Here is an 8,942-nt window from a genome sequence, read left to right as displayed (position 1 = left end):
TTTGCGGAAATAAGCACCATTTCTAGAATTGCCAGTATTCCAGCCATTTCTGGCATAGGGATCATAGCCCAGAAAGGCAGTCAATTCAGCTTCTAACAAGTTATTAACAGCCTGTTGTAGCTCTTTGCGCAATAAATCATTTATTTTGTCTGGATTGAATAGAGCTTGAGCAAAATCTTTGGTAAAATCATTCATGAAGGAGTTCTTCTTTCTGTATGTGTTTTTTGTTCAAACCAATCATACGAGAAAGGAACTCCTTTTTCTAATGTTTAAAGAAATAAATTTAAGGAATCATTCATCCTTACACAAACTATTTTACAGTCTCTGGATCCAACATGTACTCTTTTCGAGTACATAATGAATATCGTTTTACATTATAAAATATATGTTATTGTTAAGTTGTAAGTAATTGTAAGCTTTTTATAGGAGGATTATATATGGTTTGGGATTTTGATAAAAATGAAAAATTGGCTTTTTCAAAAGCTGTTGTTTATGAGTTAAACTCAGTCCCTGTTGATCACCCATGGCGTGATGCAACAGGAGGTTTTGGTAGTGCTATTCCTCTTCAAAGTTGGGTAGAATTATATGATACCGATGGAAATCATGCTGGCACTTTTACTTCTCATGGCATGATTCAAAATATTTTCCCACTAATTTTAACCGGTGAAGAAAAGACCTACCAAGAATGGTATCATCTTGTATATTGGAAGTTAAGAAACTTCGGTTTTAACTCTCCTCAAATTACTGATTTAGGTCAATTTGATCTATTAATGTTGTGTATCATGGCAACTAGAAGAAACTTGCCTTTATACAAATTCTTAGGTGCAAAAAAGAATTGGGCCTCAGCCTATAAAGGTGGTGGCTCATTACTTGCCGACGATGATCTCTTAGTCAGCGATATGACAAGATACGTCAAAGAAGGTTTTAACACAATCAAATTTAAGGTAGGCAGTGATTGGGGACACAACATGGAAAGAGATATTCGCAGACTTGCCAAAGTTCGTGAAGCCGTCGGCCCAGACGTAAAAATCGCTATTGATGCTAACCAGGTTTGGAGTAAGGACGATGCTATTAAATTTGCTAAGATGGCTGAACCTTATAAAATTGAATGGTTTGAAGAACCAATTAATTCACAACATATGGATGAAATCCAAGAGGTCGTTGATAATTGTTCTATGCCAATTTGTTTTGGTGAATCAATGCGTAACTATTATGCTCAAGTTGGATATGCTGAGCATGGTGTTCAAATTCTTGATCCATATATTGGGAGAACCCCAAGTATGTGGCAAAACTACAAGACCTCATTATATTGTAAGAAACATGGCTTACGCTTTGTTTCAGGTGGTATGACTTGGGTTAACGCAAGCTTAGGAGCATGTTACGATGAAGATCAAATGCTTGAATTTCACGAGCCAATGGTTGGTCCAATGGGCAAACTTTTAAAGATTAAATGTGAGGTTAAGAATGGGCGCTTCTACTTACCTGATATCCCTGGTCAACCATTCCGTGTAGATTGGGACGTTATTAAAGAACGTAATCTTTTGAAGAGCATCACCTGGTATAATAAAGATTCTGTTTCTAAAAACTTTGAAGTTAAAGGCTCATATTAAAAATTAATCGAAATTATCACAAAATAAGAGGAAAATCCAAATAGATTTTCCTCTTATTTGTATATTATTAAAATTTACATCTTTTCAGCTTTTTGTTTTCTTTCAACTAATAATTTAAGAGATTCTTTGTATTTTTTCTTTTCATCATCAGTCAAATTAAGCTTTATTCTTCTCTCAATACCATTCTCACCAAGAACAACAGGCCAACTTGCATAAACATTAAAATCCTTGTCATAATTTGAACAAGGCACAATTGAATGTGCATCTACAAAAATGTCTTCAATCAAGCGAGCAGCAGTAGAAGCAATAGCCCAATTTGTAAAACCCTTACCATGGGATACTCTCTTAGAACTGCGGTTAGGTTGAGAACTAAGATCATCTAACTTTTCTTTAGAAAATAGCTCGCTAGCTTTCTTGTCACCAATATATACCGTTGACCAAGCAGTAAATTGACTCGCACCGTGTTCAGCTAATACATAACCATGAACATTATGTGGATCTACATTTAATTCTTCAGCAACAAATCTCTTCATTCTTGAAGTATCTAAGAATGTCCCCGTACCAAATACACGATTCTTGGGCAACCCCGTTTGCTTTTGGAGTTCAGTTACAATGATATCGCACGGATTGCTGATATTCAGAATAATCCCATTAAATCCTGATTTCTTTATTTTATTACCAATATCACGTGCACCTAAAGTATTCAGCTTAAGTTCAGCTTGTCGATCACCCGTCCGGGCAGTTGCACTAATATCACCAAAAGCAGTGACAATTACATCTACATCTTTTAATTTTTTCCAGTCAGATTCACTATTCCAATCCAATCCATTAACCTTGACAGTATAGTGATCTCTCACTGTGGCATCCCTTAAATCTCTTTCATTTGCTTCAACTTTAAGTGCATTTTTATCTAATAAATAAATCTGCCCTACAGTTCCATGTGTAAAAAGTGTAAATGCAACGGTTGACCCAACATTACCAACACCAATAATAGCTACTTTTTGCATAAAGCTAACCTCCTCATGTTATTATTTCACCTATAATCTTACTTTATACTATAAGCGCTTACATTCATATTCACTTTTTTTCCCACAGATGCACTTTTTGTTCAGCAAGAGTTATCAACCATTTTAACAAAATAAAAAGCTAAGACATACACAGAAAAAGCGTAAATCTTAGCTTTCAGATTTTCTTATTAATTTATCAATTATCTATCACTGTCTGGAATGCCTTTTCCTTCGTAGCAATCCTTCATGAGTTCAACAATTTGAGAGATAAGTGGTGCTGAAGGGTTAGTTACAGTGTTTTGATCTCCGTAAGCTTCAACAGCCATTTCATCAACTTTCTTATCAAATTCAGCCTTGTCAACACCGTAGTCTTTGTAAGCCATCTTAATGTTAACTGAATGAGCCAAATCAATAATCTTTTGAACAAGCTTTTCAACTAATTCGTCATCGCTTGAACCAGTCAAACCGATTGCTCTAGCAATGTCGGCGTAGTCACTTTTAGCACGGTAAACTGAGTAGTGAGGCCACATGGCAAGTTTTTCAGGACGCTTTGAGTTGAAGCGGATAACTTGTGGTAAAGCAATTGCATCACTTACGCCACTTGGAATATCGAAGGTTGATCCAACGGTGTGAGCGATTGAGTGTTCAAGGCCAAGGAAGGCGTTTGAATATGCCATACCTGCAATAGTTGCGGCATCATGCATCTGCTTTCTTGCATCAAGGTCGCCATCGTATGACTTCTTCAAGTTAGCAAAGATAGTCTTGATGGCTTCAAGTGACCAACCGCGGGTAAAGTCTGTAGCCATAGTCGAAACATAGCTTTCGATAGCGTGACCTAATGCTTCAAAACCTGACCAAGCAATTAAACGTTTGGGCAAAGTTTGAACAAATTGATCATCAACGATTGAAACGTCCGGCGTCAATGCATAATCACATAAAGTATGCTTAATACCAGTCTTAGCATCAGAAATAATAGCAATTGGGGAAACTTCTGAGCCAGTTCCTGAAGTAGTTGGGATACATACAAGTTGTACACCATTAATCTTTGGGAAACGGACTACTCTTTTTCTAATGTCTAAGAATTTTTGGTAAGCCTCTTCAAAACTCATTTCTGGGTTTTCGTAGAATAAGCGCATTGCTTTAGCAGCGTCCATTACTGAACCACCACCGATAGCAATTACAACGTCTGGCTTAAAGATGTTCATTCTGTGAACACCATCCTTGATCACATCAGTATTAGGATCAAGAGTTACAGCCTTAAAGACTTCATATTCTTTTTGACCTAAACGCTTAGAAATGATATCAGTAATTTCATCAGCAAAGCCTTGGTCAGCTACACCTTCATCAGTTACGATGAAGAAACGGTTAACGTTTGGCATGTGACGAAGGTAGTTAGCAGCGTTATGTTCGAAGTAAGTCTTTGATGGGACCTTTACCCATTGCATGTTATCACGGCGTCTAGCCACTGTTTTGATGTTTAACAAGTCCTTAGCACCAATGTTGTGTGAGAAGGTGTTGGCACCGTAAGAACCAGTACCCAAAGTAAGTGATGGCAACATGTTGTTGTAAAGATCACCGATACCACCGAGTGCAGCTGGTGAGTTAACTAAGATACGGCAAGCATCCATCTTCATGGCAAACTCATCAATGATCTTTTTATCATTTGAGTGAAGACCAGCGGTATGACCACGACCACCATAGTTTAACAAGTCAGTACAAATCTTAAATGCATCATCGTGATTCTTAGCACGGTATAAAGTAAAGACTGGTGAAAGTTTTTCTGCTGAAAGTGGGAAGTTTCTACCTACGCCTTTATATTCAGCGATAATTACTTTAGTTGTCTTTGGCACATCCACACCACAAAGCTTGGCAATTTCATAAGCTGACTTACCAGCTACAGGACCAGCAACAGTGCCACGACGAGGATCGATAAAGTGTTCCTCAAATTTCTTAATTTCTTCCTTGTTCAAGAAGTAGCAGTTCCACTTCTTAAATTCTTCCTTGACCTTGTCATAAATTTCATCATCAACGACAACTGAGTTTTCAGAAGCACAAACCATCCCGTTATCGAAGTTCTTTGACAAAACGATGTCATAAACGGCACGATCAATATTAGCAGTCTTTTCAATGTAAGAAGGACCATTACCAGGACCAACACCAATAGCTGGCTTGCCTGATGAATAAGCAGCTTTAACCATACCTGGACCACCAGTTGCCAAAATAGTTTGAACACCTGGGTTATTCATCAAATCGGTCGTTGCATCAAGGCTTGGTTCTTCAATCCATTGAACGGCATCCGCAGGAGCACCTGCAGCAACAGCAGCCGCACGAATGATTTTACCAGTTTCTACACAACATTTTTGAGCCTGTGGGTGGAAACCAAAGATAATGGTATTTCTCGTCTTCAACGCAAGCATTGCCTTGAAAATAACAGTTGAAGTTGGGTTAGTTACTGGAGTAACACCTGCAATAACACCTTTAGGTTCAGCAATCTTAGTCAAACCTAATTCCTTGTCTTCTTCAATTACGCCGACGGTCTTTTCGTGACGCAAACTGTTCCAGATATTTTCTGAAGCATACATATTCTTGGTAGTTTTATCTTCAACTACACCACGTTTAGTTTCTTCAACAGCCATTTTAGCTAGTGGGTAAGCATTTTGTTCACCTGCAGTAGCAACTGCTTCACAGATCTTATCAACTTGTTCTTGTGTGAAGTTAGCCATTTGATCTAAAGCGACATGTGATTTCTTTACTAAGTTATCGACCATGTCGTAGATTTGCTTTTTCTTTTCGTCCTCTGTAAGAGTCTCTTTTTGTTGTGTCTTAGCCATTGTATTATTACCTCTAAGATCTACTAATTCTTGTGAACTAATTTACAATGTCAACTATAGCACAATAACTTTATTTGTAAATGCATGAATTTATGAAAATAGTGAATTAACAAAGATTCACATTCCCTCATAATTTCGCTCTAATGCAAATGAAAGCGATTCCTTAATTATTTGTTTGTGAATTAACAAACTTATTTTAAAAAAACAGATTTTTGATATTTTTTTAAATCTAACTATAGAGTCTGGTCATACTAATTGATAATGATAAAATATTAATTATATGTGAAAAGATTGAGAACACTGGGGGGCTTATATGAGTGAGAAAAAAACACAGACCGCTTCTGGTTATAAACGAACCCTAAGCAATGCACACATTCAGTTAATTGCTTTAGGTGGAACAATTGGGACCGGCCTTTTTCTGGGGGTTGGTGACAGTATTCACCGCGCAGGTCCTAGCGTTATTCTGATTTATATCATTGTAGGTATTTTCCTATTCTTGCTTATGCGAGCCTTAGGCGAAATGATTATGTCTGACCTTCATAAACACACTTACATTGATTTTATCGAACAATATCTGGGTAAAAACATCGGTTTTATTACCGGATATCTTTATTGGATTAGTTGGATCACTTTAGGAATGGCAGAAACAACTGCCTTAGGAATTTATTTTGAATATTGGTTTTCCAATTTAAAACCATGGATTCCAGGATTAATTACAATTGCCGTTTTGTTGATCATCAATCTAATTTCAGCTCGTGTTTTTGGTAATTTGGAATTCAGTTTTGCCATTATCAAAATCGTGACAGTAGTTGCTTTTGTTTTATTGATCGCTTATCTATTAATCACTGGTGGTAAAACATCATTTGGTCCTGTTGCCTTTGCCAACCTAGATGATCACGGTGGTTTCTTTGCTAGAGGTACTAAAGGATTTTTGCAAGGTTTCCAAATGGTTATCTTTAGTTTTATTGGAGTTGAACTTATTGGTTTAACTGCTGCGGAAGCCCAAAATCCTAAAACTACCTTAAAGCGAGCAATTAATCAGTTACCTGTTCGTATCATTTTGTTTTATGTAATGGCAATCTTAAGTATTTTACTAGTGATCCCTTGGTCAAAGGTAGCAACTAACTCCAGTCCATTTGTTCAAGCGCTTGGAGCTACGGGAATTAGAAATGCGAGTTTAATCATTAATTTCGTTGTAATTTCTGCGGCGGTTTCATCTACCAATAGTTTTTTATACAGTGCGGGACGACTTTTGTTCTCAGTTACTTTCCACGGCAAAGGCAAGTGGAATCAAACTTTTGGTCACCTATCAAGACGGCAGTTGCCACAAAATGCTTTAATTTTGTCAGCATTATTTATGGCCTGCGCACCACTGATTACCTTGATTATCGGCGATCAAGCCTTTAACTTTATTTCATCTACTTCAACAAGTATGTTCTTGATCATCTGGTGCTTAATGGTTTTGACTCACATTGCTTACAGAAGAAAAACACCTGAAAATAAGTTAAATGACTTCAAAATGCCTGGCTTCCCTTACGTTGATTATTTGATTCTATTGTTCTTCGTATTGATGATCATCTTACTTTTGATTTTACCAAGCTACCGCATCCCAATGATTTCAGCTATCGTTACTTTCATCATCTTGTACTTAATCTCCAAACTCTGGAGTGACAAAAAAGAAGCTTAAAAAAAGACGCGACAATGTTGCGTTTTTTATTCTTCTATTTTTTTGATAATTTTTGCAGGTACGCCAGCAACTACTGTGTTTTTCGGCACATCCTTAGTAACCACTGCTCCAGCGGCTATTACAGCATTTTTACCCACAATTACGCCTGGACAAATGGTAGCCCTAGCACCGATCCAGGCATTTTTCTTGATAAGTACTGGCTTTAATTCGAGTTTCTTTTCTCTGCTTAGGTTTTAAACCGTGGTTAACGGAAAGAAGATATGCACCTGGTCCAATTAAAACATCGTCTTCAATGGTGATGCCACCTAAGTCAACCATCATCACATTGGAGTTAATAAAGACGCGTTCACCTATTTTGATGTTGTGGCCGTAATCCGTGTAAAATGGCAATCTAATTTTTGTACTCTTGGGGATTTTTTGTCCTGTGATTTCACTGATTAATTGCCGCGCTTCACATTCATAATGACGCTGCGCGTTCAAGTTCTGCAACAAACGCTGATTTTGTTCGACAATTTGGCTCAGATCATTTATATGATCTGAGTTTTTTTATTTATTACACAATTTTTTAAAATATTAGTGGATTTATTAAATAATGAGTGTTATTATTGAAACTGAAATTTAGGTAAGCTAATTCAATTTTTAATTTGTGAAAGGAGGCGGCAATATGCAAACTAGTCAAAATCATCATAAATGCTGTTTTATTAGCATTTATGATGATTTTGACTAGTTTACTATTGCTAGTAAGTTTATCTGCAAATATTACTCATGCTGCAGAAAAGGGGTCTACTTTAAACGGGCAGACACAGCAGTTTAATAAAGGTGAAGGAAACCCCAATTCGAAAGATTCGAAATCTGATTCAGAAGAAGCTACTCCAAGTAAAGGAACTAATTCTGAAGATAATTCTACTACTCAATCAGATCACACGGCCAATGTAACGATTAATAAAATCGCTTCTGATACCCAGAAACAATTGGCCGGTGCTCATCTTCAAATTTTGGATAAGAATGGCAAGGTAGTACAAGACTTTACTACTAATGGTGAGGCAAGTGTGTTCAATCTGCCTAAAGGCGAATATACAATTAAAGAAGTATCGGCTCCTGAAGGATATGATGTAGCAAACCAGCAATTTACAGTTAATGATGAAAATGTTACTACTACCATAGGTACTACTGTAAGAGCTGGTACAGGTGATACAGGTAATAAGATTTACGTCGATTCTCTTAAAGAAGAAATCTATATTGATAGCAAAAATAATCAAAAGGATTTAGGCTATTGTTTTAATATTTCTAAGCATTATCCTGATGATCCAGCTTATTATGATAATGGTGTTTCCTATGATAGAACAAGCATCAGCGATGGTTCCTCAGTTAATAAGTATATGCGTACTCCACGTCAAGAAAATGATGAAGATAGCTTAAAAGCCATTAGAACTATCATTTGGAATGGTTTTGCATCAAATCCAGACAATATTCAAAAAAGATATGGTTTAACAGATGATGAATTGTACCGTATCACTCAGCGCGCTATTTGGTACTATACTGATAAAGGCCCACTTGATTTAGGTATGGCTAATGATGCGCTTGACAGACATGTTACTGATGAAGTACTGTTAAAAGCTTTACAAGATATGGTTAAAGTAGATCCAAATAGTCCAATTCCTAATGGAATGACAATAGATTTCTTTACGCCAGACAATGATAGTTACCAAAATATTTTAGCTGCTTCATTTACTTCAACTTCAACTAAGCCTGGTAAGCCGGTTACAGTTACATTAGTAGATCCTAAACCTGAAGATACAAAGCCAAA

General features: G+C 36.8%; 6 protein-coding genes and 1 pseudogene. 3 read left to right on the top strand and 4 right to left on the bottom strand.

Going from position 1 to position 8,942, the window contains the following annotated elements; genetic code table 11:
- Positions 1-195: transposase (locus tag CP367_RS04675; protein WP_035163558.1), on the bottom strand; the 195-nt coding region annotated here is incomplete at its 3' end.
- Positions 196-437: 242 nt separating this feature from the next.
- Here CP367_RS04675 and CP367_RS04670 point away from each other — a divergent pair.
- The gene (locus CP367_RS04670) at positions 438-1,610 is read left to right on the top strand and encodes an enolase C-terminal domain-like protein (protein WP_089148043.1); all 1,173 of its coding nucleotides are present in this window, start codon (positions 438-440) and stop codon (positions 1,608-1,610) included.
- A gap of 74 nt (positions 1,611-1,684) precedes the next feature.
- On the opposite strand, the gene CP367_RS04665 is transcribed toward CP367_RS04670, so the two are convergent.
- Both CP367_RS04665 and adhE read right to left on the bottom strand, forming a co-directional pair.
- Entirely contained in the window at positions 1,685-2,617 is a 933-nt protein-coding gene (locus tag CP367_RS04665) for an L-lactate dehydrogenase (RefSeq protein WP_089148044.1), read from the bottom strand.
- Positions 2,618-2,817: 200 nt separating this feature from the next.
- On the bottom strand, positions 2,818-5,448 hold the full coding sequence (adhE, locus tag CP367_RS04660; RefSeq protein WP_089148045.1) for a bifunctional acetaldehyde-CoA/alcohol dehydrogenase: 2,631 nt from the start codon (positions 5,446-5,448) through the stop codon (positions 2,818-2,820).
- A 313-nt stretch (positions 5,449-5,761) separates the two neighbouring features.
- On the opposite strand from adhE, the gene CP367_RS04655 reads away from it, so the two are divergent.
- Complete coding sequence (locus CP367_RS04655) at positions 5,762-7,135, top strand: amino acid permease (RefSeq protein ID WP_089143375.1); 1,374 nt, start codon at positions 5,762-5,764, stop codon at positions 7,133-7,135.
- Between the two features lie 26 nt (positions 7,136-7,161).
- Here CP367_RS04655 and CP367_RS04650 read toward each other — a convergent pair.
- Positions 7,162-7,666, bottom strand: a pseudogene (locus CP367_RS04650) (DapH/DapD/GlmU-related protein).
- A gap of 188 nt (positions 7,667-7,854) precedes the next feature.
- On the opposite strand from CP367_RS04650, the gene CP367_RS04645 reads away from it, so the two are divergent.
- Positions 7,855-8,942, top strand: a 1,088-nt coding sequence (locus CP367_RS04645) for a thioester-forming surface-anchored protein (RefSeq protein WP_158227327.1), incomplete at its 3' end; no start/stop codon positions are given.

The sequence above is a fragment of the Lactobacillus sp. UMNPBX16 genome (assembly GCF_002553775.1).
Classification (GTDB): domain Bacteria; phylum Bacillota; class Bacilli; order Lactobacillales; family Lactobacillaceae; genus Lactobacillus; species Lactobacillus crispatus.
The sequence above is the reverse complement of the archived record's forward strand: the minus strand, read 5'-3'. Positions and strand labels throughout refer to the sequence as shown.

What these genes read in the sequence shown, in the direction of transcription:
- CP367_RS04655 (WP_089143375.1), top strand. Translation starts at nt 5,762, where the DNA reads ATGAGTGAGAAAAAAACACAGACCGCTTCTGGTTATAAACGAACCCTA.
- adhE (WP_089148045.1), bottom strand. Translation starts at nt 5,448, where the DNA reads ATGGCTAAGACACAACAAAAAGAGACTCTTACAGAGGACGAAAAGAAA.
- CP367_RS04665 (WP_089148044.1), bottom strand. Translation starts at nt 2,617, where the DNA reads ATGCAAAAAGTAGCTATTATTGGTGTTGGTAATGTTGGGTCAACCGTT.
- CP367_RS04670 (WP_089148043.1), top strand. Translation starts at nt 438, where the DNA reads ATGGTTTGGGATTTTGATAAAAATGAAAAATTGGCTTTTTCAAAAGCT.